The following is a 26,314-nucleotide window of genomic DNA, read 5'->3' as shown; positions in this document are numbered from 1 at the left end:
CATCCTTCCCGCGGGCCAGCCTCACGGCCGTGTCTGTCCCTCGCCGCGCACGCGGTACTTGAAACTGGTCAATTGTTCAACACCAACCGGCCCCCGCGCATGCATCCGCCCCGTGGCAATGCCAATCTCACCGCCCATGCCGAACTCGCCGCCATCGGCGAACTGCGTCGAGGCATTGTGCAGGACAATGGCTGAATCCACTTCCGACAGGAACCGCTCCGCTGCCGCCGCATCCTCGGTGAGGATGCAGTCCGTGTGATGCGATCCGAAGGTCTCGATGTGGTCGATGGCCTCGTCCAGACCGCTGACAACACGCACGGACAGGATCTTGTCGAGATACTCAGTCGTCCAGTCCGCGTCGGTTGCCGGGATGGCCTGCGGACATAGGGCCAGGACCTCGGCATCGCCACGGATCTCGCAGCCCAGGGCCGAAAGCTCGGCGACAACGCCCGGCAGAAGCGTTGCCGCGATGGCGCGGTCGACGAGCAAGGTCTCCAGCGCGCCACAGATGCCCGTCCGGCGCAGCTTGGAATTGATGATGATAGACTGCGCCTTGGCCGGGTCGGCCGCGCGGTCGAGAAAGATATGAACGATGCCTTCGAGATGCGCAAAGACCGGGACCCTCGCGTCACTCTGGACACGGGCCACCAGGCTCTTGCCGCCGCGCGGCACGATAACATCGAGATTGCCGTTGAGGCCGGCGAGCATTTCACCGACTGCGGCGCGGTCCGCCACCGGCACGACCTGAATGGCATCGACCGGCAGGCTTGCCGCGGCAAGCCCGGCCTGCAGGGCCTTGTGAATGGCCAAGTTGGAATGCAGCGTGTCCGACCCGCCGCGCAGGATGACCGCATTGCCCGCCTTCAGGCACAGGGCGCCGGCATCGGCCGTCACATTCGGGCGGCTTTCGTAGATGACGCCAATAACACCGAGCGGCGTGCGCACGCGCTCGATCTTCAGGCCGTTCGGGCGCTCCCAGGCGGCGATGGTGCTGCCGACCGGGTCCGGCAGCGCTGCAATGTCTTCCAGTGCCCGGGCAATTGCCTCGATCCGCGCCTCCGTCAGGGTGCCACGGTCAAGGAAAGCGTCGGTCTGGCCATTGGCGCGCATGGCTTCCAGATCGCGCGCGTTGCCGGTCAGAATGTCCGGCGTTGCGGCGCGAAGCGCGGCGGCCATGGCGAGCAGGGCCTGGTTCTTGGTCTGCGTGGAGGCCAGCGCAAGGGCGCGGGCTGCGGCACGCGCCTTCCGGCCCATGGTCGCCATCAACGCCGCGACATCGTCGCCCTGGCCTGCCGCATCCTTGATCTTGTCCAGCATCGTCCCCATCCCAATCTGTCAGTCGGCGGTCCGTCCGTTCAGTCTTCAGACGCGCGGCCGGATGCGCCGCGATCCCTGCTTATCCTGCCCGCTCGAACGGGGCGTCATCCAGTGCCAGGTCATCGCGGTGGATCATCTCCGCCCGCCCGGGATACCCGACGATAGCCTCGATCTCGCGGCTGTTGCGGCCGGCAATCATCCGCGCTTCCGCTGCGTCATAGGCAATCAGCCCACGGCCCAGCACCCGGCCTTCCGGCGACAAGACCTTGACGGCGTCGCCGCGCGAGAAATTGCCCGCCACTGCGACCACACCGGCCGGCAGCAGGCTCTTGCCGGACTTCAACGCGGAGACTGCACCGGCATCAAGACGAATCTCGCCGCGTGGCTCCAGATGGCCGTTGATCCAGGCCTTGCGGGCCGTTGCCGGCGTCGAGGCCGCGAGGAACCAGGTGCAGCGGGTGCCAGTGTCGATGGCCTTCAGCGGGTTCATCACCTTGCCCGAGGCAATGGCCATGATCGTGCCGGCGGCTGTGGCGATCTTGGCGGCATCAATCTTGGTCTTCATGCCACCGCGCGAGAGTTCCGATCCGGCGCTGCCGGCCATCGCCTCGATTTCCGGCGTGATGCGCGGAACTTCCGGCAGGAACACGGCGTCCGGATTGGTCGCCGGCGGGGCAGTATAAAGGCCGTCGATATCCGACAACAGCACGAGACAGTCCGCGCTCATCATCGTGGCAACGCGCGCGGCAAGCCGATCGTTGTCGCCATAGCGGATTTCCGAGGTGGCGACGGTGTCATTCTCGTTGATGATCGGCACCGCGCCCATGCGCAGCAACGTGCCGATGGTGGCGCGGGCGTTGAGATAGCGCCGGCGCTCCTCCGTATCGCCAAGCGTCAGCAGGATCTGACCCGCCTTCAGCCCCTTGCGACCCAGACACTCGGAATAGGCCTGAGCCAGCGCAATCTGGCCGACCGCGGCCGCCGCCTGGCTTTCCTCAAGCTTCAAGGCGCCCTTCGGCAGGCCGAGGACCCCGCGTCCCAGCGCGATCGAGCCGGAGGACACGACCAGAACCTCACAGCCCTTTTCGACAAGGGCCGCGATGTCCTCGACAATGGCCTCAAGCCAGGCCCGGCGCAACTCGCCGGCCTCGACCAGCAGCGCCGAACCGATCTTCACGACAATGCGCTTGTGATCGGCAAGCTGACGCAACTCTTTCACGGACGCCATCCCTCTTCAGGCCGCGCCGGAACCTCGTTGGCGGCCTGCTGCTTGTCCTTGTCGATGGCGCGGATGATCATCCGGAGCGCCGTCTCGACGTTCTCGCGGCTGGCCGAGGAGAGGATCAGCGGCTGGCGACCGCAGGCGGCGGCCAGCGAAGCAATCCGTTCTTCCCTCAGCTCCGGCGAGAGCGCGTCTGCCTTGGACAGGGCGACAATCTCGGGCTTCTCGTCAAGCCCATTGCCATAGGCTTCCAGCTCGCCGCGAATGATCCGGTAGGCATCGCCTGGGTCTTCCACACCTGATCCATCGACCAGATGCAGCAGGACGCGCGTACGCTCGACATGGCCGAGGAACCGGTCGCCGAGGCCGACGCCTTCGTGGGCGCCTTCAATCAGTCCCGGAATGTCGGCGAGAACGAAGCCGCGACCGTCCAGCTCGACCACACCGAGGTTCGGGTGCAGCGTCGTGAAAGGATAATCCGCGATCTTCGGCTTGGCCGACGACACTGACGCAAGGAATGTCGACTTGCCGGCATTCGGCAGGCCGACAAGACCGGCGTCGGCGATCAGTTTCAGACGCAGCCAGATCCATTTTTCCTGGCCTTCGAGGCCCGGGTTGGCGTGGCGCGGAGCCTGGTTTGTGGACGACTTGAACTGGGCATTGCCGAAGCCGCCATTGCCGCCGCGGATCAAGAGCAGGCGCTGGCCGACCTCGGTCATGTCGGCGATCAGGGTCTCGTTGTCTTCTTCGAGGATCTCGGTACCGACCGGAACGCGCAGCACGACATCCTTGCCCTTGGCACCCGAGCGGTTGCGGCCCATGCCATGAATGCCGGTGCCGGCCTTGAAATGCTGCTGATAGCGATAGTCAATCAGCGTATTGAGTCCATCGACACATTCGATCCAGACGTCACCGCCGCGCCCGCCGTCACCACCATCGGGGCCGCCGAACTCGATGAATTTCTCGCGCCGGAACGAGACGGCACCGGCGCCGCCATTGCCGGCGCGCACATAGATCTTGGCCTGGTCGAGAAATTTCATCGTGTGTCCGTTCCCCTGGCGCGCTCCGCGTCAGGTGTTACTTGATCCCAGAAAGTCCGCGCGCTCAAGGCGCAAGCGGACGGCCGGTACGGCGGCGCAGCGCGACAGGCTGCTGCAATCCTCCGAACCGATGATAGCAAAGCCCGCCTTGCGCAACAGCGCGACCGAAGCGGGATTTTCCTGCATGACAGACGCTTCCACTGCCGCCACCGCGCGGGTGGCAAACAGCCAGCCGAGTGCGGCCCGCACCGCTTCGCCCATCAGTCCCTGCCCCCAGTACGGGCGGCCAAGCCAATAGCCGATGACGGGTGTTTCATGCAATGCCCGGAAGGAAAACGCACCGACTAGACCACCGTCATGGTCAATGGCGAAGCCGATTTCCTCGATATCGGGCCAGCGCGCTGCGTTTGCTTCGGCACTGCGCAGTTTTTCCAGCCCGTCGTCCCGGTCATAGGGATGCGGCACCCGGGACAGCATCTTGGAGACGTCATAGTCGCCGAGATACTCCGCCACCCGGTCAATGTCAGAGGCAGCCAGCGGCCGCAAGGTCAGCCGCCGGCTGTCGATCCGGATCGTCATGCCGGCAACCTCCGGTCCTCGAAGGACGCCCGGTCGAGGCGCACCACGATGTTGCGAACCTTCCTGTTGAGCGGCCGGGCAAAGCGCTCGGTCACCGCTGTCGGCAGGAAACCTAGCCGGCGAAGAACCGCGCGCGAGGCTGCATTCTCTTCATAGACACGGGCCGCAACCGCCGCACAGCGGTGAGTCTCGAAGGCCCAGCCAAGTACCCGTTGCGCCGCCTCGGTCGTATAACCGAAGCCCTGGAACGGCCGGCCGAGCCAGTAGCCCAGCGTCGGGCATTCCGCGGCTTCCGTCAGATCGCCGGGCGGATCGATGGCAATGAGACCAATAAAGACGCCGCCAAGCGTGATTGCGAAGACCGCCGGGTCCTTCAGCGGATTGATCTTTTCCTGCCGGGCAATCAGCTGTTCCGCAGCCCCTTCCTCATAGGGCCAGGCAAAGCTGGTCATCCAGCGGGCAATCTCGAAGTCCTGACCGCCGAGACGGGCAATCGCCTCGGCATCACCCGCCTCCAACGGGCGCAGGACAAGCCGGCGTGAACGCAGAACGGGAAGGCTCATGCGACCCTCCCCCAGTGCTTGAGTGCACGCCAGACCGACCGTTCGAGCGCAAACCGTTCGATGGGAACCGAGCCGCCGGCGCCGAGCGAGCGGGCCATGCTCTGGTCCCGGTACTGGAAGCCGCACTTCACCAGCACCCGCCGCGAGGCCGCGTTGGTGACGCGGCAGTCCGCCAGCAGCTCCCGCATGTCGCCCTGGGCAAAGGCATGGTCGACAAGCATCTGCAAGGCCTCCGTTGCAAAGCCCTGGCCCCAGAACGGTTCGCCTAGCCAATAACCGACCTGAACCGGACCGCCCGGTTCGAGCGCGGACCAGGTGGCCTGGCCGATCAGCCGGCCGGTGGTCGCCATGCGAATGGCGAAGCTGGCGTGGGTGGAATTGAGAACCGCACTGCGCTGGACCATCCGCCGCGCATCTTCCAGTGTGAAAGGGTGCGGCATGGTCGCCAGATGCGAGGCAATCTTGCGGTTGTTGGCGAGAAACACGATGTCTGCCAGATCGTCCGTTCGCGGCAGGTCGAGCCGCACGCGGACACCTTCCTGCGGCATCACGGCCGCACCGAGACAGCTTTCGTCGAGATATCCTTCGCTTTCGAGAACCATGGCTTCCTCCGGTCAAAGTGAAATGAAAAAGGGGAGATGGCGTCCCATCTCCCCTTGAACTTTGAACGGATCTTTCGAGCCGCCGGGTCGATTAGGACGCCGGCGATCGATGATGCACTCGGCGTTACTCCGCTGCCACCGCTACCGGCAGCACGTTGATAGTGGTTCGGCCGTTGGATTTCGGCTGGAATACAACTTTACCTTCGACGGTTGCGAAGATGGTGTGGTCCTTGCCCATGCCAACGCCGGTGCCCGGATGCCAGGTCGTGCCGCGCTGACGCGCAATGATGTTGCCCGGAATCACGGCTTCGCCGCCGAACTTCTTGATGCCCAGACGGCGGCCAGCGGAATCGCGGCCGTTACGGGACGAGCCACCTGCTTTTTTGTGTGCCATGACGAAACTCCTCGTCTTCTCTGTTCAGTTGGAACCGAAGTGGCGGCGATTACTCGCCAGCAGCTTCCTCGGCCTTTGCCTTCTTCGCCTTCTTCGCCGGCTTTGCGTCGCCGGTCACGATGCCAGTCACCTTCACGAGGGTGTAGGCCTGACGATGACCGTTGCGGCGACGCGAGTTCTGGCGGCGGCGCTTCTTGAAAATGATGATCTTGCGGTTGCGGGCCTGGTCGACCACTTCCGCAGTCACGGTGGCGCCGGCCACGAAGGGCGCGCCAACGGTGGTTTCCTCGCCATTGCCGAGCATCAGGACCTCTTCAAAGGTCACGGTGGAGCCGGCTTCGGCGTCGAGCTTTTCGACCTTCAGAAGGTCATCCTGGGCGACGGTGTACTGCTTACCGCCAGTCTTGATCACTGCGAACATGTCTCGCACGTCCTTTTTTTCGTTCTGATGACGTATCCGACACCCTGGTCCGGCAGTCAGATATCCATCGGCGCCGCAGCGCGACGCGTCCGGGACCTGATTTTCGGGAGCTTTCAGGCGCTGCCGATCCAGCGGCAGAAGCCTCAAAGGCCAGAGTTTCGAACAGCCGATCGCCCGGGCACACGTGTCCCAGTCCATCGAGCGGTTGCTGTATACCCCTGAGAAGCCGCCGAAGTCAACGCGCTTTTGCCTTCGCCGCCAAAGGTATTTGGCCTCAAGGCAGGCAGCGCACCGCGATTACCAGACGACTGTCCAGACAACTGGCCACGCAACCAGAGAGGCTATCAGGGCGGCGCAGCCGAGGCCGACCACGGCCGCCTCGGACAACCATACCGATCACGGCCCACAGCATCTTCACCCGGCAGGCCCGAGCGTCCAAGCCACTCCAAGACAGAGCACCCAAGGCTGCGTGAGACCGGCAAGCCTCTGATGTACGCCGATTATCCACCGTTCGGGCCGACCCAGAACCTTATCCCGCAAAATTCCGAATTTGCCTCTTGCGAGCCTGAAAACCCTTGTCTATGTTCCGCGCCACTTGAGACCCATTCATCTTGAGTGCCGCGGAGAGGTGCCAGAGTGGTTGAATGGGACGGTCTCGAAAACCGTTGTGCGGGCAACCGTACCGTGGGTTCGAATCCCACCCTCTCCGCCATTATTTCTTTTCCGCTTTCCCAAACATCTGCATGAACAGCTCCTCGGAACGGCGGATGCCTTCCGGGGTGAGTGTGACGGACTTTGCGGTGTTGACCGGGTTGGCGATGAACCCTTGCCGATGCAAGCGGCTCAATGTGTCCCAGTCGAAGCTCTTCCAGGCGCGGTTGCCATCGTGCAAGGTCAAGAACAACAGACCAAGAACAGCCGCGTCGACCTTGTCTTCATCGATTTCCATCGCAGTTTCTCCCCTTCGGACCGGACGAACCGGCACCATTGTCCTTCCAGCTCGAGACTTGACTCGTTTGCAGTGACGCAAAGACATCACCTGCAGTGCATGCCACCGCAACAGGCCGTTTGAACGGCACAGCAACCGAGGCTTCAGCCTGCAAACTATAGTAAAAATTCGCCGGGGCCGGCACGATCTGGCCGCATAGGAACTGCTGCTCACTTGAACGGCAACACCCGCAGGGCCCATACTGAAGCTGCGTCGGTTTTGCCGGGTCCGCAAGTTCAGCACCCAGCCTCGCAAGCGAGGCGGAGAACTCAGCTGCCGAATTTGTTCACCCCCTTCCAATTGGGCTTCTGAACCATGTCCGCCAGCCATCCCTTTGCCGCCTTCCGCCGGGAACCTGCTGACTTCCGTGACCATGTCACCGAACATGAGCTGGTTCCGGGCGAACTCGGCGAAGGCCTGACAAATCACGAGGACTGGTTTGTCTGGCGGAGCGGACATGAAGTCCGGATTTATGACCGGATCTGCGATCACAACGGCGGTCGGCTGATCTTCAACAACAACCGCATTTCCTGCCCGATGCACGGCTGGAGCCTGGATCCGGCGAGCGGCCGCTACCTGAATGTCGACTGTGCCAAAACTCCGGTGCTCGCCACCAGAGTTGAGGACCCGCAAGCGCCCCTTCGGTTCGAGCTGCGCAAACCGTCCCGGCAGTTGAAGGGATTTACGCGCTCCATTCCGGTCGAGGTCGAGTTTCTCAACCACGCCTGCCTCTTGTTCCGCGCGCCGGGGATCTGTTTTGCCACCGACCCGTGGCTCCTCGGTCCGGCCTTTTGCAACGGATGGTGGCTGAGCCTGCCCTCCCCTGTCGATGCACTGGACCGGATCAATGCCTGCGACTTCCTGTTCATCTCGCACAACCACCCGGATCACCTGCACCGGGAGACGCTGGAACAGGTCCGGCGGGACATGCCGATCCTGACACCTGCGTTCAGCTCAGGGTCAACGGAACGCTATCTGCGCGATCTCGGCTTTGCCGATATCCGCACCGAAGGCTTCGATACCCGCCTCGTCGACGACGTGAATGAAGTGGCGATATCGATCCTCAAAAGCGGTGATTTCCGGGATGACAGCGGCCTGTTGCTCGAGATTGGCGGCTTTTCCGCCCTGCTCGCCGTCGATGCCAACTTCATCGATTTTCACCGGTTTCCGGAGGCGGTCACGCTCTATGCGTCGTCCTTTGCCAGCGGCGCCAGTGGTTTCCCGTTGTGTTTCGACAACTACAGCGATGAGGAAAAGCAGGGCATCGTGACGCGCAATCGCAATGTGGCCCGCTACAGCAACACGCAGATCCTGTCACGCCTGCGCCCTCAGGCGTTCCTGCCCTATGCCGGCTTCTTCAGCGAAGCGGCACCGCGGGATGACTATATCCGGACCAACAACAGGAAGAATTCCGTTGCCAGCTATACGGGGCCCTGCAGCGACCACGGCGTGGTGCTGCTCGATGTGACACGCCGCAACAGGTTCCTGTTCACGGGCAACAAGCTTGCCGAGCAGGGGCAGCTGGGCGTTGCCGTGATGCCGCCGTCCGATGTTGACGCGTATCTGCTGGCGGCTGCGGCCGACTACAGCGACCTCAGCCCGGACGAGGTCGAAACCTATTTCATGGAATCGGACTTCCGGCGCGCCCTGAACCTGTGCATCCGGCTCACGGACGATGCCTTCGAGACCGGAGACGAGGCGTATTACTGCCGTTTCGGGCCAGACGGTCCGGAGCAAGCCAAGACACTCGACCGGCGCGGCTTTGAGGCCCTGCTGGAACAACTGGACACGTATCTGTCGATCCGGATCCGCCGCGCCGAGTTTATCCGCGTGATCCGTCTCGGGCTCCCCTGGGAAGATCTGTCCATCGGCTTCCAGTGCCGGGTCAAGCGCCAGCCGAATGTCTATCATTCCGACTTCTGGTACCATTTCTCCAATGTCTATGTGAATGATCGGGTGCGCCGCCAGTCGCTGAACTGCGACGCCTGCCTGAGGCTGCAACACGAATTTGTGGTGTGAGCGATTGACCGATGATGCCAAGCAACTGGAATGGGACGACGCCTACCGCCGTGGCGACAACTTCCTGTTCTATCCAAATGAGGAAGTGGTGCGCTTCTTTGCCCGCCATATTGCCAAGCGGACCGGTGTTTCCGAGGTGAGCTTTCGTCAGGGCTTCAATTCCTCAAGCCGCGTCCTCGATTTCGGCTGCGGGATAGGGCGTCATGTGCGCTTCCTGCTTGACCTGACGCTTGATGGTGTCGGCATTGACCTTTCGGCGGAGGCTGTTGCGGTTGGCCGGCGCTGGCTGGTCGAGGCCGGCTATCGCGACGCGGCAGGACGCCTGACCGCCGGAGACGGACGGGAACTGCCTTATCCTGCCGCCTCCTTCGATGTTGCCTTGGCGCATGGCGTTCTTGATTCGATGCCTTTCGACATCGCACTGGCCTGCATTTCCGATCTCGCCCGGGTGATCCGGCCCGGCGGCCTGTTTTACCTGGACCTGATCAGCGGCGATGACAGCGACTGCGAACCGGGTTTTGCCGGCGAACTGGTCGTGGACAAGGCACATGAGCGTGGCACGGTTCAAAGTTACTTCGACGAGGCGAAGATCAACCGATTACTGGACGGAAACTTTACAGTGCGTGAACTCGTTTTCGTGCATCGATCCGTCCTGACAAGCTCAAGTCATGGCAGCCGATACCATGTCATTGCCGAGCGTCTGGCCAGCTGAACAGGCAAAGACTGACCGCCAGGCGTCAGGGCTCCCAGTTGCTGCCAGCTTCGCAAGGTCTTGCCAGAACCGACCCTGTGCCCGCTTCAATTTCCCGATAAAACCGGCTGGCCCTTCGCAAATTGCGCAGGCTATTGCGCAACAAGCCAAGCAGCGGCGGTTCCCCGTCTCAAGTACAACGTGCATGGTCTGCGGCTGTCGCCGAAATATCTGCGTGCAAACGCCTCCCGCAAATCCAGCGCTGGCGACGCGGCAGTCTGCGGAACTTGCCCACCTAAGCATTCCTGCGAAGGGCCGCGCCTCAAGTTGCCTGCACGACCGGCGGGCGCCACCGTTCCTGCCGAAGGTTTGGCTTGGCACTATTGCCTATGCTTCAAAAAACTCACCATACGGCAGTCTTAACTTTTTTGCATCGCATCATTGCCATGTGCTTAAGAAATTTTAAACCATGACAAACTCAAAAATTCAATAATACATCAGGATTAAATCTTAAATACTACATATAAAATTTCTGCCTAGGTGAAATTATCCTAGAGTTCTTTTATTTTTAACACATCAGTAACCTCGTTTATTGGATTCATTTTTACGTTTTGCGGCAAGTCTGCGTTAACGCTCAAGCCTTTCGGGCGGCATTGCGAGAGTTCCGCATCATGGATTTGTTCAAACGTTTGATCCCCTGGCTCCTGTCCGCAGGACTGGTCGCTTTTCTGGTCACGCTGCCGCTCGGAACCCAGTCCCAACTGGTGCTTGGCCTGGTGCTGATTGCAGCGCTGTTGTTTGTCTGGCGGGTCTGGCGCGGTGCGAACCAGCGCATGATGATGATGTCGATCGGCACGCTGCTGGTGTTGCGCTACCTGTATTGGCGGGCCACCAGCACCCTGCCATCGATGGGCGACATGGCGGATTTCATCCCGGGCATGATCCTGTTCTCTGCCGAGCTGTTCTGCATCGGCATGTTGTTCATCAGCCTGTTCGTCGTGGCCAATCCACTGGAGCGGGCACCGGCGCGGCGCCTTTCCGATGACGAGTTGCCCAGCGTCGACGTTTTCATTCCGACCTACAACGAGGATGTCCATCTTTTGTCAGCAACGCTGGCAGCAGCGCGGGCGCTCGACTATCCGGCCGACAAGCTGAAAGTCTATCTGCTGGATGACGGCGGTACGGACCAGAAATGCACCCAGGAGAATGTCATTGAGGCGGCGGCGGCCCGTCGGCGGCGGGCCGAGTTGATGTCCCTGTGCGTGGAGCTTGGTGCAAGCTACCTGACACGGCAGAAGAACCTCTCGGCGAAGGCCGGCAACCTCAACAACGGCCTCGCCCATTCGACAGGGGAACTGGTGGTCGTGTTCGATGCCGATCACGCCCCGGTGCAGGAGTTCCTGCGCGAGACCGTTGGCCATTTCCGGGAAGACCCGCGCCTGTTTCTGGTCCAGACGCCGCATTTCTTCCTCAACCCGGATCCCGTCGAGAAGAACCTCTCGACCTGGCTGCGGATGCCATCCGAGAACGAAATGTTCTATTCCGTCATCCAGCGCGGTCTGGACCGCTGGAATGCTGCGTTCTTCTGTGGCTCTGCCGCGGTCCTGCGCCGGGCGGCACTGGTGGAAGCAGGCGGCTTTTCCGGAGTTTCGATCACCGAGGATTGCGAGACCGCCCTGGAGCTGCATTCGCGCGGCTGGAACAGCCGCTATGTCGACCGGCCGATGATCGCCGGCCTGCAACCGGAGACCTTCGCCTCGTTCATTGGCCAGCGCTCGCGCTGGTGCCGGGGCATGATGCAGATCCTGCTGCTGAAGAACCCGCTGCTGAAGCGTGGGCTCAGCCTGCCGCAACGCCTCTGCTACCTGTCCTCGGCGCTGTTCTGGGCCTTCCCCTTCCCGCGCCTGACCTTTTTGGTGGCACCGCTCCTGTTCATCTTCTTCGATCTGAAAATCTTCATCGCCAATGGCCAGGAGTTCGTCGCCTATGCGGTGACCTACCTGATCGCCAACATGATCCTGCAAAACTATCTGTACGGACGTGTCCGCTGGCCCTGGGTGTCGGAGCTCTACGAATACATCCAGTCCTTCTATCTGGCGCCTGCCATGTTGTCGGTATTGCTCAATCCGAAGAAGCCAAGCTTCAACGTGACGGAAAAGGGCGTGACCACCAACCGGGACTTCCTGTCCTCGCTCGCCACGCCTTATTTCGTCAGTTTCGCAGTGCTGGTGGTCGCCATGGCCTATGCGGGCTGGCGCTATGCAACGCAGACCCTCGACAATGACCTCCTGGTCGTGGTCTGCATCTGGAACGCCATCAATCTCGCCCTTGCGGCCGTCTCGCTGGGTGTTGTCTCTGAACGGTCTGAACGGCGGCGCAACCAGCGCCTCACAGTCAACCGGACCGGACGGCTGGATCTTCCCGGTGGCAGTCTGGCGGTGCATATCCAGGACGCGTCAACGACCGGCGCCAGGGTCAAGCTGCTGACGCCGGGGATTGACCTTCCTGCCGGCGAGGGCCTGCTGGTCGGCCGCCTGCATGTGGAAACGCTGGATGGACAGAACGTGACAGGTGGCATCCCCGTCGCCGTCCGCCGCACCATTGCCGAACCGGACAGCCTCGCGGTTGGCCTGCAGTATCTGAAGCCCGCGCCGCATCACTACACGATCATTGCCGAGCTGATGTATGGCCAGGGCAAGCCCTTGTCTGATTTCTGGAACCTGCGCCGTGCGGGCAAGGGCGTGCTGCGCGGCACCTTGATGTTCCTGCGCATGTCGCTGGGTCAGACGATCCGCGGGCTGCAGTTCGGATGGCTGGCCCTCAACCGCCCGGAACCTGCCGCCGCGGAGCCACCGACGCACCCGCCCCGCGCCCAGGACGGCGGGGGCAAGGTGGCCGCTTTCAAGACGGTGGAGGGATAACATGTTGACCTCCCTGAAAACCCTCCCCGTCCCCGGCAGCCTTCTCCTGCTGCTGCTGCTCGCCGGCACAGCCTTGCCATTGCCTTCAGATCACGCGCTGGCTGAGGCGATGGCAGCTACAGCCCCGGCACCTGACCGGACCTTGCGACCCTTGCCGGCCCTGGCATCCGGCTTGCGGCTGGCCGGTGAGAGTGATCATCGCGAATGGCCGGTGTATCTGACGCGCAAACAAGCCGGACAGGCTGCCGTGTTTGAACTGGCGCTGACATCGGCGGTTTCGGTGATGCCGGAAGGCTCCAGCCTGCGCCTTGTGGTCAATGGCCAGACGCTGGCCGAACGGCCGATCCACGCTTTCGGACAGCCACAAAAGATGCTGTTCGAACTACCGTCGGGCGTGCTTCAGCCCGGGCTGAACGCAGTGCGGCTCTCCGTCAGCCAGCGGCACCGAGTTGCCTGTGATGCGGCGGCGACTTACGAACTGTGGAGCGACATCGATCCCGCACGAACCGGCCTGAGGTTTCCCGACAGCGCGCTCGGACTTGAAAGCCTGCCAGATCTGGCCGCCCTCGCCCCGGACGGTCGCGGCGCAATCCGCCTGCGGATCGTGCTGGCAGATGCCAGCGACATGAAGGCCCTGTCGCGCTCGGTTGCCGTCCTGATCCGGATCGCCCGGGAGACCGGCATCACGCACCCGATCGTCGAAGTGACCGGCAGTGCGCATCACAGCGACGGCCTGACCGTGATCATGGGAACGCCGGACGAGTTGCGTGCCCTCGGCAGTCCGGCCATGCCGCAACCCGGCAACCTGACCCTGGTGGAGAACGGGGGCGGTGTCACTCTCGTTGCAGCGGAACTGGATGCGGCGGGACTCGACAACCTTGCGCAGCGGATCGGCAGCGGTGATCTGTCGGTTGCCGCAAGGACCGGAACGCCGGACGGACTTGCGGCCCTGCGACGGCTGCGTGCAACTGCGGTTGAGCCAGGCACCACGTTGACGCTTGCCGATCTCGGCGCCCGCACCAGCGAATTCAACGGACGCCTGCAGCGCACCCGCTTCGACCTGCGGCTGCCGGACGATTTTTTCCCTGCGGAGACTGGCAGCATCAGCCTGTCCCTGGCCGGTGGCTATGCGGCCAATCTTGAGCAGACAAGCCAGATCGTCGTGCGGGTAAATGGCAAGGTAGCGGCCGGGTTGCCGTTGGCCGACCCAAAGGGGGACGTGTTCTCGGACAAGGTGCTGCGGCTGTCCCTGAAGGCCTTCCGGCCCGGGCTCAACACGGTGGAAATGACCACGCAGACTGATACGCAGGCAGACCGGCACTGTGACACGCTCGCCGCGCTGCAGGATCCGCCACGTTTCCTACTGGTCGAGGAAACACGGATCGACATTCCATCCTATCCGCGCCTGCTCGGCCTGCCCTCGCTCAACGCCAGCCTTGGCGGCGGACTGGCGCGGCAAGCGAAAGGCAATGTTCCGATCTATGTCCCCTTTGCAACGCCGGACATGCTGTCCGCTGCCGCCACGTTTGCCGTGCGTCTGGGCATCGACATGGACGGTTCGGCAAGGACCACGGTGAAAGTCGGCCGTCCATCTGTTGCCGAAGAGGCAGCGATCCTGATCGGTGCATTCGGGGACCTGTCGCCGGCGGCGCTTGCCGCATCCGGGCTTGATGCCGAGCGGTTGCGCGCCGCCTGGACCGGCCAGAACATCGATGGTGCCGCGCCACAGATGGTCAATGCCACCAATCCGCTGCAGCGACGGGTGGTGTCGCTGCAATCGATCAGCCGCAATGAACCCGTGATGACCGGCTCGATCCGATCACCGCAGGACCCCTTACTTCAAATCATGCCGGGAGCGCCCGGACCTAGCCCCGCTGCTGGCCCTGAAGGGTTTTCCCTGCCCCAGGGACCGTCAGGGACCGAGGTGATGCGGCGGTGGGAAGAACAGCAGCAGGGCCGTGACCCTTTGCGCAACACGCTGTCAAAGATGGAGAACGCCGTGTCCGGCCTGTTCTTCGCCCCGCCCATCCCGCACAGGCACCTGGCGCCGGGAACAACCCTTGTCCTTGCGCAAGGATACCCTCAGACCGGCAGCGACAGCTTCTGGACCATTGTGACAGCGCCGAGCACGACAGCACTGGCCATAGCGGTCGAGGATATCGTGGCGCCGCAGAACTGGCGTCAGCTGGTGGGCCAGGAGGCCCGGTACGACATGCAGAGCGGCCTCATCGAAGCCGAGGACAGCGCGCCGCATTTTCACGTCGTCACTCAGCCCGGATCCCTCGCCAACTGGCGGCTGGTGGCTGCCGGCTGGCTGTCGGGCAATCCGCTGATCTATGCCGGCTTGTTGCTGCTCGCAGCGCTCCTTCTGGCCGTGACGACCGGCCGCGCCGTGCGCCACGACGGCAAGGGGACGACCTGATGCGCAAGATGCTTCTTGGGTTTGCGGCTGCCGCCCTTGCTGGTGCAGCCATTGCCGCATGGTGGCTCGGCAACGGGCCGGAAGACAAGGTTGAGATCGCCGCAATGGACACGGCAAACCCGCACCAGACGAAGCCAGGCATGACAGCCGTCGCCGCCACCTTGAAGATCCTGCCTCGCCCGTTGCCCGGCAGCCTTGATGCTCCGGACCTCTGGGCCGACTACAAGCGCCGTTTCATTTCACCGCAGGGCCGGGTGATCGATACGGCCAATGGCGGCATCAGCCATTCCGAAAGCCAGGGCTATGGCCTGCTGCTGGCTGTCGCAGCTGATGACCGGCCGGCCTTCGACCTGATCCGGAGCTGGACCATCGCCAATCTCGACGTGCGCGACGATGGACTGGCGGCCTGGCGCTGGGAGCCGCGCGCGCCCCATGTGCGCGATACGAACAATGCCACCGATGGCGATCTGCTGATTGCCTGGGCTCTGGCCGAAGCGGGACGACACTGGAACGACACGGCCCTGAGGTCCGAGGCCATTGCCCGCGCGGGCGCCCTGCGCCGCCTCGCGTTCCAGGACAGTTCGGGCCGCCCGATGCTGTTGCCAGGCGCGAGCGGTTTTTCCGCAGACGAGCGGCCAGACGGGCCCGTGGTCAATCCGTCCTACTGGGTTTTTCCGGCGTTTCCCGTACTTGCAGCGCTGGATGGTGGACCAGATCAGTCCGTCGACTGGTCTGGCCTGCGCGAAAGCGGGCTGGCCCTCTTGGCAAACAGCCGGTTCGGGCGCCAGGACCTGCCTGCTGAATGGGTCGCTCTGGGAAGGGGCACCCCGCGTCCGGCCGACGGATTCCCGCCCCTGTTCGGCTATAACGCCGTGCGCATTCCGCTGTATCTCGCCTGGGCAGGCCCGAGCGAGCGCCAGCAGCTGGCCCCCTTCGCCGCCGCCTGGAGCCAGCGCACACCCGAAGTTGTCGATCTCGTCACCGGACAGGTCGGCGACCCGCTGGCGGATCGCGGCTACCGCGCCATCGCCGATCTCGTCAGCTGCGCCATGGACGGCACACCGATGCCGAAAGATGTGCTGCTGCCGTCGGACGAACCCTATTACCCCGCCACCTTGAGAGCCCTCGCCCTCATTGCCGTCAAGCAGAGGTATCCCGAATGCTGGTGAGATCCCGTTTTCTCGTGGGCGCTGCAGTCCTGCTGCAGGTTTCGGTCGGAATGAACACATCGCCTCGCGCCCAGAGCCTTGCGAGCGCGCCGGAAACCCTGCCCGATCCAACGCTCGCAGCCAACGCCCTGCCGACAGTCGACGAGAGCGCGCTGCGCTATTATGCGGCACAGAACAACCGGGAACGGGTCGAGGCGGAAATCCGCCGGCTGCGCACCCTGCATCCGGGCTGGAGTGCACCAACCGACCTTTACACCGGCGCAAACCGGGCCAACCCGCATCAGGACCTGTGGGACCTGTTCGCGCAGGACCAGCTGGACATGCTGCGGGCCGAAATCGCCCGCCGGCAAGCCGGCGACGCCGGGTGGCAACCGCCGGCGGAACTGATCGAAAAAATGGCCCGCAAGGAAACCCGCCTGCGCCTGATCCAGGCCTCGGACGCCCGGCGGTCGGCCGATGTCATCGCCGCCGTCGAGACCGATCCCATGCTGCTCAGCGTCGCGGACCTCGACGTGCTCTGGCGGGTGGCGGAGGCCTATGCGGCCTCCGGTGCGACAGCTGAAGCCTTTGATCTGTACCAGTTGCCCCTGCGGGCCGGCGACGTCAGTGCCGACCACAAGCGTGCCAGCGTGCAAAAAGCGGTTGCAAGTCTGCCGCTGAGCGAGGCGGTTCGGCTGCTGGAAGGGATGCAGGCGTCAGGGGGTGCACCGGGGTTGCGGCTGGAAGATGTCGAAATCGATCTCGCCCGGCGTTGGGCCTCGGACTATCTTGAGCTTCGCCAGGATGTGGCGCCGCCGGAGCGGCAGGTGGCTGTCCTAGAACGTGCCGCGGACACTGGCCCGGACATGACCAACACACGCCTGCTTGGCTGGCTTGCCCGCCGCGCCGGGCGCCATCAGGAAGCGCTGACGCTGTTCGAGCGGGCACAAGCAGCAGTTAGCGGACCTGCCGCCGCCGACGTGGCCCTTGGCCGGGCGCTGTCGCTGGCCGGGCTTGGGCGCGGCGCGGAAGCTGAACAGATTGCCCGCAGCAACCGGCTGGCCCTGCCAGCCCTGGAAGAGCTGTTCATCGGACTGGTGGCGGAGGACCTGGCTTCGCCCCACCCCCGCCCCGCTGACACCGGTCGCCTGGAAGACTTTGCCGAGGCCGTGCGAAACCGCCAGTCCGTCGCCGGTGCCTCGGCGCTGGCCTGGTATGCCTTTTCGCTGAAACAGCATCAGGCCGCAGCCGCCTGGTTCGAGACGGCCCTCCACTGGGGCGGTGACGACAAGGCGGCGGAAGGGCATGTCCTGGCCACGCTTGGCCTTGGCGACGTCAAGGCGGCGCAGGCTCTCCTGACCGGCTATGTGCCGCGCTATCCGCATCTAGCGAGCCTGTCGCTGACCGGACCAGGACAGGCCAGATCTGCCAGTTCAGGTGGCTCCGGTATCCTTGCCCGCGCGGAAAAAGCCCGCAAGGCCCGAAATCCTGCGGCCTGCCTGCGGCTCGTCGAGACCGCAGCGGGTGCCGAGGCAGCCCTGATGCGCGGCTGGTGCCTGATGGATCTGAACCGTCCTGAAGAAGCGGCGCTGGCCTTTAATGCGGCGATGTCCGGCCCTGGCAGGGTGTCGCGTGATGCGGCCTATGGCAAGTCGCTGGCTATGCTGCGGGTCGGTCGCTCGTTCGATGCGGTGGAGGCCGCGCAAAGCGTGGCCCAGCCGCAGGAGCGCCGGCAGGAGATCGCCAGCGCCGCCCTGGCCCAGGCCGCAGCAAGCGCGTTTGATGCTGGCAATTACCCCAGCACACTGGCGGCACTCGACCGGCGCCGGCTGCTGGTGCCCGAGCCGCGTGACCTGATGCTGTTGCGTGGCTGGGCCCTGATCCACACGGGGCAAAAGACGGCCGCAAGGCAAGTGTTCACCCTGCTCGACCGGCAGCTCTCGTCCAGGGAGACGCGCGCAGGCCTGCAGGAACTCGACCCGATCCTGATCGTGGACAGCGAATGATGACGAAGACCGCACACTCCCTCTGTTTCGCGCTGTCACTTGCCATGCTTGGCGCCGCTGGTTGCGCGCAGGTGCCTTCAACTGTGACGGCCTATCATGACGCGGCCCTGTCTGCGTTAACCGACGCCGCGCCGCGCGATGTCGGAACCGCAATGGCTCTGGCGCGCCTGCCAGAGGCCGCCGGTCAGGTCATCGCAGTGACGCAGAGCCGCTCCGGCGGCATCGAACGGCAACGCATCACCCTGGCCGGTGACGCCGGCACGCTTGGCGAGAATGCCATCGAAATCCGGCTTGTGCCTGGGAAAGCGCAGCCCGCGCCCTCGGCCGCAACGCTGCAGCAGGAAATGGCAGCAGCCTTTCCGGGCCGCACATTGCGCCTGTCCACGCGCTTACCGGTCAACGCCTATGGACCCTTCGGCATCGCCAGTGACAATTCCGGATGCAACTACCTGTGGCAGGATCTCCAGCGCAGCTCGGGCGAAGCTTCACTCTTCCAGCCGCGCAAGGACGGGTTGGCCGAGATTCGTGTTCGGCTGTGCCGGTCAGGCCTCACAGAAACGGTTGCCGTGGACCTGATGCAGCGGCTGCAGCTCGCCGTCCCGGGCATCTCGTCCGCCAACCTTCTGTCGAGCCTGCAAGCGCCGGGCATGAGCCTGTCACCAGCACTTGCCAGCGTCGACACCTTGCTCGCTGCGCCAAACCAACCGGACACAGCCATATCGCCGGCCCGGCCGATGCGGCCAGCCTCAACCGCGCCAAAAGCGCAACGATCCCCATCTCCGGTGCAAGTAGAGGTTCCGGTTGTGGCCACGGCATCTCCGGTGCCCGTCACCGTTCCGCTTCCAGCGAAGGTGGCCCCGGTAGCACTGCCGACCTCGGTCGTGCCGCCGGTCGCTGCCACGGTTCCGCTGCCTGGACCGATCGTCGCGGCTCAGGCTTCAACGAATTCCTTGGTGCGACCGATTCCGCTGCCTTGACGGTCAATGCTGGCTGGCAGGCAAATGCACCACAAGTCCGTCCTGCGCCGCAGTGAGCTTCACCTGGCAGGACAGACGGCTTTCAGGACGCGGGTCGATCACACATTCGATCATCGCCGTTTCCGCTTCATCAGCCGGCGGCAGCAGGGCGAGCTGGCTGGCCTCGATGTAGCAGTGGCAGGTGCCGCAAGCACAGGCCCCGCCACACTCAGCCGCGATTTCTTCGATGCCATGGGCCACGGCGGCGGCCATCAGCGTCTGGCCTTCCGTGGCCTCAACGTCCTGCCGCGCGCCGTCGGCAGAAATGAAGGTGATGCGGGGCATGGGTCTCTGGCTCCGTTTTCCGGGGTCTGATGTCTGTTTGCTTTGGAAGCTGTACGCGGCAGGCGGTCCGGGGATCACCTGCCGCGCGCAATGGGGCAAAAGAGGTAGAGGCTATCAGGTGGGGTGATGCCCCGGGCCGCAGGGGAGGCCGCCGCCCTTGTTTCCTCTCTTGTCCCGATCAGGAACTTGCCTTGTCGGCAGGTTTCACGCCGGCGTCAGCCGCAGGTCGAGCCGCTTCGGCCCGCGCACCGACAGGCCGCGCTTGTAGGTGACGGCCGGATCGGCCAGCTCGATCGCGCGGGTGCGCGCCAGCAGCGAGCCGAAGATGATCTCCATGTCGAGGCGGGCGAGATGGTTGCCGAGGCAGAAATGCGCCCCGCCGCCGAAGGCCAGGTGCCGGTTCGGCTTGCGCCCCACGTCAAAGCGATCCGCCGCCTCGAAGGCGGCCAGATCGCGGTTGGCAGCGCCATAGAGCAGGCCGAATTTGGTGCCGCGCGGATAGGGCGTGCCGGCGATGGTCACATCCTCGGTGGCATAGCGGTGGAAGAACGGCAGCGGCGACTCGTAGCGGAACATCTCCTGCACCGCCGTCGGCAGCAGGGCCGGCTCGGCCTTCAGCCGCTCCGCCTCATCCGGGAACTTCAGGAGGCAATGCATGCCAGATCCCAGTACGTCGATCGTGGAGCCGTGGCCGGCCATCAGGATCAGCATGCAGGTGGAGATGAATTCGTCCTCGCTGAACTGGCCCGCGGCCTCGGCCCTGATCAGCTCGGAGATGAGATCGGCGCGCGGGGCCTTCAGCCGCTCTGCCTTCAGTGCGATCAGATACTCATAGAACTCCGTCGTCGCGGTTTCGGCGATTTGCTTGCGCGCATCCGAGCGGTCGATGTCAAAGAACTGGACGATGTTCTCCGACCAGATGCGCAGCTTCGGGCAATCCTCATCCGGCACGCCCAGGAGGCGGCCGATGATGTGGCCGGGCACTTCGGCGGCCAGGTCCTCGACGAAATCGATATCGCGCTGCTCGAGCAACCGGTCGAGGAGGCGCGTCACATAGGCCTGAATGTCATCGCGGAGCTTGGCCACCATCGCCGGCGTGAACAGCCGGAAGACCGCCTTGCGCAGCCGGTCATGCACCTCGCCGTCGCTGTCGAGCAGGCTGAACTGCACGAAGCGCGAGTGATGCGGCATGTCATGCCAGTTGGCCGCACGCTGCTGCGCCGCGATCTCCTCCGGCGACACCAGCCCTTCGAGGGAACGCACCATCGTCTTGTCCATGACAAGGGCAGAGACATCCGCGAAGCGCGACGCCAGATGGATGTCGAAATCCGCGAAATAGGTCAGGCCATCCCGCGCGCGCAGACGGGCATAGGCAGCATAAGGATCGGCGGCAAAGGCCGGATCCAGCGGTGCGAAGTTGAGCCCCTCGCCCGATGCGTCGGCGGGTGCGGTGAGATGCGGCATGATCGAACTCTCCCTCGATTGACGAAAGATAGCGTCCACTTCCATCAGGGAAAATGCAGACCTCTCGCATAAACTGGACAAAACTCGCATCTTCTCACATTGTGGCGGCCATGGTGAACACGCCGCCGGAACAGACCAACGAGGAAATCGTCTTCCATACGCCGGGCAGACTGGCCGGTGCCCTGCCTTATGCGTTGCAGGTCGCCGGGCTTGGTGCCGCGCACCCGGGGCAAGAGCCCGTGCGCAAGCGCTACCACGACCACGTGCTGCTCTATGCGCTTGCGGGCAAGGGCCGTGTCGAGATCGGCGGCGCGGTGCATGTGGTCGAGCCAGGTCAGGTGCTCTGGCTTGACACTGCTCGCCCCTACGCCCATGGCGCAACTGGTGAGGCCCCCTGGCGCTATCTCTGGATGGGACTGCGCGGAACCGGGCTCGATGCCCTGTACGGGCTGCTGGAAGTGAGCCGGCTGCCGCTGTTCGCTCCCGAGCCTGGAACGCACATGGAGGCGGCCTTTGCGAGTGTTCTCAGACTGGCCAGAGAGGGCGGACCTGCCACGGACGTGCTGGCAAATGCGGAGGTTGCGCTCATCGTCGCGCGGCTGGCGGCGGGGCGGCCTGTGCAGGCGCAAGGACCAAACGACCGGCGCATCGCCGCGCTGACGGAGCAGATGCGCGCCAACCTTGTCCATCCGTGGCGGGTCGAAGACCTGGCAGGCTACAGCGGCCTCAGCCCGTCGCAATTGTTTCGTGCCTTTCGCGCGGCCACAGGCACGTCGCCGATGGATTTTCTGCGCCATGAGCGTATCACGGCGGCCAAGCGCACCCTGACGGACAGCACACTGTCCGTGGCGGACGTGGCCGCCGCCTGCGGCTATGCCGACCCCTACCACTTCTCTCGCGATTTCCGGCGTCTGGCCGGGACTACACCTACCCGGTTCCGGAGCTGGTTCCGTTAACGGCGGGCAATCTGGTGGCCAAGCTGCCGCGATCAGGGATCTGGTTTCAGGCGGTCCCGGCCGTTGCGGCCCGGCCACGGCGGCGCATCTGTCCGACGCGGGTCAGCACGGGGATGCTCAGAAAGATGACCCATTGCGGCATGTCCGTCAGATTGCCAAGGCGCATGAGCCCATAGCCGATGAACAGCGCAGCAAAGCCAAGCTGAAGTCCAGACAGAACCGCCTCCAGCGCCGTGTCGCAGCGGCAAGCCAGAACGGCAAGCCCGGCGGCGAGCGCGACCAGCACCACCGTCACTGCGTGCCACAGCACCGAAACGAAAGCATTGAGCTTCGGGTCGACTGTCGCCGCCAGCAGCGGATCATGCACCTCCGGCCCACCGCCGACAACATGGAGGACAACGGTGGCGGCCATGAGGACGGCGGCGCCCATCGTCGGGGCGGACGGACGGGCGGTGTGAGAATATGATGGCGACATGCGGCTCTCCATTCCATACGGATGCGTATGGTTTGCGCTTTGATCTTGCCGATGTCAATACGCCGCCGTATGGTCGCGTCATGACGACGCAGCGCCCCCCTGAACAACCGACTGGTCAATCCGGTCGGCTGACGCCCGAAGCCTGGATCCAGGCGGGCTTCCGGGCCTTGGCCCGCAAGGGCCCTTCTGCCCTCAAGGCGGAAGCGCTGGCGCGGGATATCGGGACAACAAAAGGGTCCTTCTATTGGCACTTTGCCGATATCGCTGACTTCAAGATGCAGATGCTGCGTCATTGGGAAGAGCGCGCATTTGACGATATCGTCGGCGAGCTGAACGCTTTGCCCGATCCGCGACAAAGGTTGCGGCACCTGTGTGCGCTGGCGGTCAGCTTTCGTGACCCGGCGTATGGCGGGGCCGCCGGGGAACCAGCTCTTCGGGCTTGGGGTCGCGAAGACGGCAATGTGTCAGAAGCCGTTTTACGCATGGATGCCCGGCGGCTCGCATATCTAGAGGCCCTGTGCAGAGACTGCGGCCTCATGCAGCCGGACGCCGCCGCCATCCTCTATGCTGCAACCCTTGGCTACGAAAGTCTGGTCGATGCTGCGCCGGAGGCGGCGGTGCGCGGCATGATGACCCTGCTGAATGCGCTTGGGCTGCCGCGCACCTGATCCGATGCCATCGCTCCGCCGCAGGGTTGCCTCACATCACCGCACCGACCTGCCACGGCACGAATTCATTGTCGCCAAGGCCCAGCGCTTCAGATTTCGATTGTTCCCCTGAGGCAATAGCGATGAGGAGTTCGAGGATCTGTTGCCCCTTGTCAGTCAGAGGAACACTCTCGCTCAGAACATCGCCGCAGTTCAGGTCCATGTCCTCAGGCATGGACGCGAACAGGGCATCGTTTGTGGCGAGTTTCACGGTCGGGGCGGGTTTGGAGCCAAAGGCGGAGCCGCGCCCGGTGGTGAAGACCACGATCTGGGCCCCGCCGGCAATCTGCCCCGTTGCCGAGACGGGATCGTAACCGGGCGTGTCCATGAACACGAGGCCCGGCGCCGTCACCTGCTCGGCGTAGTCGTAGAAGGCGGTGAGCGGCGTCGAACCACCCTTGGCGACGGCGCCAAGCGACTTTTCCAGGATGGTGGTGAGGCCGCCGGCCTTGTTGCCGGGACTGGGGTTGTTGTCCATGCTGCCGCCGTTCATCGCGGTGTAGCGCTCCCACCAGCCAAGGCACTCGATCAACCGGTCGGCAACCACCTGGTTCGCTGTCCGGCGCAGCAGCAACTGCTCGGCGCCATAGATCTCGGGGGTCTCCGACAGGATCACAGTTGCCCCGAGACCAACCAGCCGGTCGCAGGCAACGCCCAGCGCCGGGTTGGCGGTGATACCCGAAAGGCCATCGGACCCGCCGCATTGCAGCGCGACCTTCAGCCCCGACACGGGCACCGGCTCGCGGCGGACCGCGTTCACGGCGGGCAGGATCTCCAGCACCTTGGCCTTGATCGCGGCAATCGTCTGGCGGGTGCCTCCGGTGTCCTGGATCGTGAGCCCGTGGAAATGGTTGGCCCCGACCGCGCCGAATGCCGCCTTCATGCGGGCGATCTGCATGACCTCGCAGCCGAGCCCGACGAACACTGCCGCCCCGACATTGGGATGGGTGGCATGCCCCCACAGAACCCGCTGAAGAATTTCAAAGCCGCGCCCCTCGCTGGCCATGCCGCAGCCGGAGCCGTGCGCAAAGGCGACAATGCCGTCGACGTTCGGATAGTCGGCGAGCACCCCCGAGGTTTCCAGTTCGAAGGCGGCACGGCGGATGACGGTGGCCGAACAGTTCACCGTGGCACAAAGGGCGACGAAGTTGCGGGTTCCGATCCGCCCGTCAGACCGCAAATAGCCGGCAAAATGACGTGGCGCCTCGTGCGGCACCGCAGCCTTGGCACGGGCCAGATCCTCGCCAATCGCATAGGCGCGGTCATGCGCGCTGAAGGCGCAGTTGTGGGTATGGACATGCTCGCCGGCAGCGATGTCCATCTTCGCAGCACCGATGATCTGGCCGAATTTGAGGATAGAAGCCCCCTCCGGGATCGGTCGCAGCGCGATCTTGTGCCCGGCAGACAGCGACTGCGGCAGCGGCCGCCCGAGCCCGAGCGGATCCACGCCGCCGGCAACCCGCTCCCGCAGAATGCAGACATTATCCGCCGCATGCAGGATGAGTGCGGCGGAGCCTGGCCGGTCAGCGTGCAAGCCACCCTCCATCCACGTTGAGCACCGCGCCATGAATATAGCTGGCTGCCGGCGAGGCCAGGAAGACGGCGGCTTCGCCGATGTCCGAGGCCTGGCCCCAGCGACCGGCCGGGATGCGTTCGAGAATGGCGCGGTTGCGATCCGGGTCGTCGCGCAAGGCCTCGGTGTTGTTGGTCTCGATATAGCCCGGCGCGATGGCGTTGACGTTGATGCCCCGCGCCGCCCATTCATTGGCCATCAACTTGGTGAGACCCGCGACGCCATGCTTCGACGCCGTATAAGAGGGCACCCGGATGCCGCCCTGGAACGACAGCAGCGAGGCGATGTTGATCACCTTGCCCTCCCCGCCACGCGCGAAAGCGGACCGGGCAAAAGCCTGGCTCGTGAAAAAGACGGCCTTCAGGTTGATGTCCATCACCTCATCCCAGTCAGCCTCGGTGAAGTCGACAGTGTCAGCCCGGCGGATGATGCCGGCATTGTTGACCAGAATATCCACGGCCTCGGCATTGAAGACATCCCTTGCAGCCAGCGGGTCGGACAGGTCCAGCTCCAGGTCCCGCGCGTGGCCGATCAGGGCCACGGTTTCCGCCGAGGTGCTGCGTCCGGCGCAAATGACCTCTGCGCCAGCCCGCCCGAGAGCGACAGCAATCGCCTGGCCGATGCCGGTGTTGGCCCCCGTGACCAGCGCGACCCGACCCTCCAGCGAGAACGGGTTCACCGCAGGTCCTCCATCGCCACCATTTCAACGTCCTTGTAGTCGACATTGTCGCCAGCCATGGCCCAGATGAAGGTGTAGCTGCCCGTGCCTGCGCCGCAATGGATCGACCAGGGCGGCGACACCACCGCGTCCTCATTCTGCATCACCAGGTGACGGGTCTCATCCGGACGGCCCATGAAGTGGAACACGCGCTGCTCCGGCTTCATGTCGAAATAGAGATAGGCTTCCATGCGTCGATCATGCAGATGGGCGGGCATGGTGTTCCAGACCGAACCGTTATGCAGCTTGGTGTAGCCGACAACGAGCTGGCAGGAGGTCATCACGGCGGGATGCACGAATTGGTAGATGGTGCGGTCGTTCGAGGTCTCGCCGGAGCCGAGTTTGACGACAGCGGCCTCCTCAAGGCGGATCAGACGCACCGGATGAGCGCTGTGAGCCGGTGCGGACAGGATATAGAAACGTCCCTCGCCAGCGAATGTCACCGGACCTGAACCAAGCGGCAGGTAGAGGACATCGCCACGGCCCAGCGCATGGATCAAGCCGGCAGCTTCAACAGTGCCTGCTTCACCAACGTTGACGACAGCCATTTCGCGGCGATCGAGAATACTCGGCGTGCCACATTCCTTCACGTGGTCCAGCGTCAGGGGGGCACCGGCAGGGACAGCACCACCGACAATCATCCGGTCATAGTGGGTGTAGACAAGGCGGATCTCGCCAGCGCGGAACAGGTCGCCAAGATGGAAATTCTGACGCAGTTCAGCGGTGTCCATCCGCTTTGCGGCGTCCGGATCGATGGCATGGCGGGTTTCAACGGTCAGCATGGCAG

24 protein-coding genes and 1 tRNA gene are annotated in these 26,314 nt (G+C 64.0%); 10 read left to right on the top strand and 15 right to left on the bottom strand.

All coding sequences use genetic code 11. The features are described 5' to 3' along the window. Positions 1 to 21: 21 nt before the first annotated feature. The 8 genes from ACTIFE_RS10265 to rplU all read right to left on the bottom strand — a co-directional run bounded on the left by ACTIFE_RS10265 (position 22) and on the right by rplU (position 6,138). Positions 22 to 1,317 (bottom strand): glutamate-5-semialdehyde dehydrogenase, encoded by a 1,296-nt coding sequence (locus ACTIFE_RS10265; RefSeq protein WP_439529058.1) that lies wholly within the window; start codon positions 1,315 to 1,317, stop codon positions 22 to 24. Between the two features lie 79 nt (positions 1,318 to 1,396). Then, positions 1,397 to 2,545, bottom strand: a complete 1,149-nt coding sequence (gene proB / locus ACTIFE_RS10260; RefSeq protein ID WP_439529057.1) for a glutamate 5-kinase — start codon at positions 2,543 to 2,545, stop codon at positions 1,397 to 1,399. Beyond that, complete coding sequence (gene obgE, locus ACTIFE_RS10255; protein ID WP_439529056.1) at positions 2,533 to 3,579, bottom strand: GTPase ObgE; 1,047 nt, start codon at positions 3,577 to 3,579, stop codon at positions 2,533 to 2,535. Before obgE ends, proB begins: the two co-directional genes overlap by 13 nt. Before the next feature lie 30 nt (positions 3,580 to 3,609). After that, entirely contained in the window at positions 3,610 to 4,158 is a 549-nt protein-coding gene (locus ACTIFE_RS10250) for a GNAT family N-acetyltransferase (protein WP_439529055.1), read from the bottom strand. Further along, positions 4,155 to 4,721: a GNAT family N-acetyltransferase gene (locus tag ACTIFE_RS10245; protein WP_439529054.1), complete on the bottom strand. Its 567-nt coding sequence runs from the start codon at positions 4,719 to 4,721 to the stop codon at positions 4,155 to 4,157. The genes ACTIFE_RS10250 and ACTIFE_RS10245 overlap by 4 nt, the downstream gene beginning before the upstream one ends. Then, positions 4,718 to 5,323, bottom strand: coding sequence for a GNAT family N-acetyltransferase (locus ACTIFE_RS10240; protein ID WP_439529053.1), 606 nt, complete (start codon positions 5,321 to 5,323; stop codon positions 4,718 to 4,720). The genes ACTIFE_RS10245 and ACTIFE_RS10240 overlap by 4 nt, the downstream gene beginning before the upstream one ends. 124 nt (positions 5,324 to 5,447) lie before the next feature. Further along, positions 5,448 to 5,717: a 50S ribosomal protein L27 gene (gene rpmA, locus ACTIFE_RS10235; RefSeq protein WP_106752607.1), complete on the bottom strand. Its 270-nt coding sequence runs from the start codon at positions 5,715 to 5,717 to the stop codon at positions 5,448 to 5,450. 49 nt (positions 5,718 to 5,766) lie between these two features. Beyond that, positions 5,767 to 6,138, bottom strand: a complete 372-nt coding sequence (rplU, locus tag ACTIFE_RS10230; protein WP_439529052.1) for a 50S ribosomal protein L21 — start codon at positions 6,136 to 6,138, stop codon at positions 5,767 to 5,769. A gap of 622 nt (positions 6,139 to 6,760) precedes the next feature. On the opposite strand from rplU, the gene ACTIFE_RS10225 reads away from it, so the two are divergent. Continuing rightward, positions 6,761 to 6,850, top strand: a tRNA-Ser gene (locus ACTIFE_RS10225). Here the strand turns inward: ACTIFE_RS10225 and ACTIFE_RS10220 are convergent. Beyond that, positions 6,851 to 7,087, bottom strand: coding sequence for a DUF6429 family protein (locus ACTIFE_RS10220; RefSeq protein ID WP_439529051.1), 237 nt, complete (start codon positions 7,085 to 7,087; stop codon positions 6,851 to 6,853). A gap of 354 nt (positions 7,088 to 7,441) precedes the next feature. On the opposite strand from ACTIFE_RS10220, the gene ACTIFE_RS10215 reads away from it, so the two are divergent. The 7 genes from ACTIFE_RS10215 to bcsN all read left to right on the top strand — a co-directional run bounded on the left by ACTIFE_RS10215 (position 7,442) and on the right by bcsN (position 19,310). After that, complete coding sequence (locus ACTIFE_RS10215) at positions 7,442 to 9,145, top strand: Rieske 2Fe-2S domain-containing protein (protein WP_439529050.1); 1,704 nt, start codon at positions 7,442 to 7,444, stop codon at positions 9,143 to 9,145. 4 nt (positions 9,146 to 9,149) lie between these two features. Next, entirely contained in the window at positions 9,150 to 9,857 is a 708-nt protein-coding gene (locus ACTIFE_RS10210; protein ID WP_439529049.1) for a class I SAM-dependent methyltransferase, read from the top strand. 650 nt (positions 9,858 to 10,507) lie between these two features. After that, positions 10,508 to 12,757, top strand: a complete 2,250-nt coding sequence (bcsA, locus tag ACTIFE_RS10205) for a UDP-forming cellulose synthase catalytic subunit (protein WP_439529048.1) — start codon at positions 10,508 to 10,510, stop codon at positions 12,755 to 12,757. 1 nt (position 12,758) lies between these two features. Continuing rightward, complete coding sequence (locus ACTIFE_RS10200; protein ID WP_439529047.1) at positions 12,759 to 15,179, top strand: cellulose biosynthesis cyclic di-GMP-binding regulatory protein BcsB; 2,421 nt, start codon at positions 12,759 to 12,761, stop codon at positions 15,177 to 15,179. Then, positions 15,179 to 16,348 (top strand): glycosyl hydrolase family 8, encoded by a 1,170-nt coding sequence (locus tag ACTIFE_RS10195; RefSeq protein WP_439529046.1) that lies wholly within the window; start codon positions 15,179 to 15,181, stop codon positions 16,346 to 16,348. Before ACTIFE_RS10200 ends, ACTIFE_RS10195 begins: the two co-directional genes overlap by 1 nt. Before the next feature lie 50 nt (positions 16,349 to 16,398). Then, positions 16,399 to 18,333, top strand: coding sequence for a tetratricopeptide repeat protein (locus tag ACTIFE_RS10190; protein WP_439529045.1), 1,935 nt, complete (start codon positions 16,399 to 16,401; stop codon positions 18,331 to 18,333). Continuing rightward, positions 18,333 to 19,310 carry a cellulose biosynthesis protein BcsN gene (gene bcsN / locus ACTIFE_RS10185; RefSeq protein WP_439529044.1) on the top strand — a complete coding sequence of 326 codons (978 nt, stop codon included), beginning with the start codon at positions 18,333 to 18,335 and terminating at the stop codon, positions 19,308 to 19,310. The genes ACTIFE_RS10190 and bcsN overlap by 1 nt, the downstream gene beginning before the upstream one ends. A 3-nt stretch (positions 19,311 to 19,313) precedes the next feature. Here the strand turns inward: bcsN and ACTIFE_RS10180 are convergent, their stop codons facing one another. Both ACTIFE_RS10180 and ACTIFE_RS10175 read right to left on the bottom strand, forming a co-directional pair. Beyond that, positions 19,314 to 19,634, bottom strand: coding sequence for a 2Fe-2S iron-sulfur cluster-binding protein (locus ACTIFE_RS10180; RefSeq protein WP_439529043.1), 321 nt, complete (start codon positions 19,632 to 19,634; stop codon positions 19,314 to 19,316). Between the two features lie 204 nt (positions 19,635 to 19,838). Continuing rightward, positions 19,839 to 21,098, bottom strand: a complete 1,260-nt coding sequence (locus tag ACTIFE_RS10175) for a cytochrome P450 (RefSeq protein ID WP_439529042.1) — start codon at positions 21,096 to 21,098, stop codon at positions 19,839 to 19,841. A 110-nt stretch (positions 21,099 to 21,208) separates the two neighbouring features. Here ACTIFE_RS10175 and ACTIFE_RS10170 point away from each other — a divergent pair, with 110 nt between their 5' ends. After that, positions 21,209 to 22,054: a helix-turn-helix domain-containing protein gene (locus ACTIFE_RS10170; protein WP_439529041.1), complete on the top strand. Its 846-nt coding sequence runs from the start codon at positions 21,209 to 21,211 to the stop codon at positions 22,052 to 22,054. Positions 22,055 to 22,100: 46 nt separating this feature from the next. Here ACTIFE_RS10170 and ACTIFE_RS10165 read toward each other — a convergent pair whose 3' ends face one another. After that, entirely contained in the window at positions 22,101 to 22,529 is a 429-nt protein-coding gene (locus ACTIFE_RS10165; RefSeq protein WP_439529040.1) for a hypothetical protein, read from the bottom strand. An 80-nt stretch (positions 22,530 to 22,609) separates the two neighbouring features. Here ACTIFE_RS10165 and ACTIFE_RS10160 point away from each other — a divergent pair, with 80 nt between their 5' ends. Beyond that, positions 22,610 to 23,197: a TetR/AcrR family transcriptional regulator gene (locus ACTIFE_RS10160; RefSeq protein WP_439529039.1), complete on the top strand. Its 588-nt coding sequence runs from the start codon at positions 22,610 to 22,612 to the stop codon at positions 23,195 to 23,197. 31 nt (positions 23,198 to 23,228) lie between these two features. On the opposite strand, the gene ACTIFE_RS10155 is transcribed toward ACTIFE_RS10160, so the two are convergent. The 3 genes from ACTIFE_RS10155 to kduI are packed head-to-tail and all read right to left on the bottom strand — an operon-like array spanning position 23,229 to position 26,309. Then, a complete protein-coding gene (locus ACTIFE_RS10155) occupies positions 23,229 to 24,770 on the bottom strand; it encodes a UxaA family hydrolase (RefSeq protein WP_439529038.1) in 1,542 nt (513 codons plus the stop codon). Further along, positions 24,760 to 25,488 carry a 2-dehydro-3-deoxy-D-gluconate 5-dehydrogenase KduD gene (gene kduD / locus ACTIFE_RS10150; protein WP_439529037.1) on the bottom strand — a complete coding sequence of 243 codons (729 nt, stop codon included), beginning with the start codon at positions 25,486 to 25,488 and terminating at the stop codon, positions 24,760 to 24,762. Before kduD ends, ACTIFE_RS10155 begins: the two co-directional genes overlap by 11 nt. After that, complete coding sequence (gene kduI / locus ACTIFE_RS10145) at positions 25,485 to 26,309, bottom strand: 5-dehydro-4-deoxy-D-glucuronate isomerase (protein ID WP_439529036.1); 825 nt, start codon at positions 26,307 to 26,309, stop codon at positions 25,485 to 25,487. Before kduI ends, kduD begins: the two co-directional genes overlap by 4 nt. Between the last annotated feature and the right edge of the window lie 5 nt (positions 26,310 to 26,314).

The sequence above is a fragment of the Pannonibacter sp. genome (assembly GCF_051860505.1).
GTDB lineage: Bacteria > Pseudomonadota > Alphaproteobacteria > Rhizobiales > Stappiaceae > Pannonibacter.
The sequence above is the reverse complement of the archived record's forward strand: the minus strand, read 5'-3'. Positions and strand labels throughout refer to the sequence as shown.

What these genes read in the sequence shown, in the direction of transcription:
- ACTIFE_RS10265 (WP_439529058.1), bottom strand. Translation starts at nt 1,317, where the DNA reads ATGCTGGACAAGATCAAGGATGCGGCAGGCCAGGGCGACGATGTCGCG.
- proB (WP_439529057.1), bottom strand. Translation starts at nt 2,545, where the DNA reads ATGGCGTCCGTGAAAGAGTTGCGTCAGCTTGCCGATCACAAGCGCATT.
- obgE (WP_439529056.1), bottom strand. Translation starts at nt 3,579, where the DNA reads ATGAAATTTCTCGACCAGGCCAAGATCTATGTGCGCGCCGGCAATGGC.
- ACTIFE_RS10250 (WP_439529055.1), bottom strand. Translation starts at nt 4,158, where the DNA reads ATGACGATCCGGATCGACAGCCGGCGGCTGACCTTGCGGCCGCTGGCT.
- ACTIFE_RS10245 (WP_439529054.1), bottom strand. Translation starts at nt 4,721, where the DNA reads ATGAGCCTTCCCGTTCTGCGTTCACGCCGGCTTGTCCTGCGCCCGTTG.
- ACTIFE_RS10240 (WP_439529053.1), bottom strand. Translation starts at nt 5,323, where the DNA reads ATGGTTCTCGAAAGCGAAGGATATCTCGACGAAAGCTGTCTCGGTGCG.
- rpmA (WP_106752607.1), bottom strand. Translation starts at nt 5,717, where the DNA reads ATGGCACACAAAAAAGCAGGTGGCTCGTCCCGTAACGGCCGCGATTCC.
- rplU (WP_439529052.1), bottom strand. Translation starts at nt 6,138, where the DNA reads ATGTTCGCAGTGATCAAGACTGGCGGTAAGCAGTACACCGTCGCCCAG.
- ACTIFE_RS10220 (WP_439529051.1), bottom strand. Translation starts at nt 7,087, where the DNA reads ATGGAAATCGATGAAGACAAGGTCGACGCGGCTGTTCTTGGTCTGTTG.
- ACTIFE_RS10215 (WP_439529050.1), top strand. Translation starts at nt 7,442, where the DNA reads ATGTCCGCCAGCCATCCCTTTGCCGCCTTCCGCCGGGAACCTGCTGAC.
- bcsA (WP_439529048.1), top strand. Translation starts at nt 10,508, where the DNA reads ATGGATTTGTTCAAACGTTTGATCCCCTGGCTCCTGTCCGCAGGACTG.
- ACTIFE_RS10200 (WP_439529047.1), top strand. Translation starts at nt 12,759, where the DNA reads ATGTTGACCTCCCTGAAAACCCTCCCCGTCCCCGGCAGCCTTCTCCTG.
- ACTIFE_RS10195 (WP_439529046.1), top strand. Translation starts at nt 15,179, where the DNA reads ATGCGCAAGATGCTTCTTGGGTTTGCGGCTGCCGCCCTTGCTGGTGCA.
- ACTIFE_RS10190 (WP_439529045.1), top strand. Translation starts at nt 16,399, where the DNA reads ATGAACACATCGCCTCGCGCCCAGAGCCTTGCGAGCGCGCCGGAAACC.
- bcsN (WP_439529044.1), top strand. Translation starts at nt 18,333, where the DNA reads ATGACGAAGACCGCACACTCCCTCTGTTTCGCGCTGTCACTTGCCATG.
- ACTIFE_RS10180 (WP_439529043.1), bottom strand. Translation starts at nt 19,634, where the DNA reads ATGCCCCGCATCACCTTCATTTCTGCCGACGGCGCGCGGCAGGACGTT.
- ACTIFE_RS10175 (WP_439529042.1), bottom strand. Translation starts at nt 21,098, where the DNA reads ATGCCGCATCTCACCGCACCCGCCGACGCATCGGGCGAGGGGCTCAAC.
- ACTIFE_RS10170 (WP_439529041.1), top strand. Translation starts at nt 21,209, where the DNA reads ATGGTGAACACGCCGCCGGAACAGACCAACGAGGAAATCGTCTTCCAT.
- ACTIFE_RS10165 (WP_439529040.1), bottom strand. Translation starts at nt 22,529, where the DNA reads ATGTCGCCATCATATTCTCACACCGCCCGTCCGTCCGCCCCGACGATG.
- ACTIFE_RS10160 (WP_439529039.1), top strand. Translation starts at nt 22,610, where the DNA reads ATGACGACGCAGCGCCCCCCTGAACAACCGACTGGTCAATCCGGTCGG.
- kduI (WP_439529036.1), bottom strand. Translation starts at nt 26,309, where the DNA reads ATGCTGACCGTTGAAACCCGCCATGCCATCGATCCGGACGCCGCAAAG.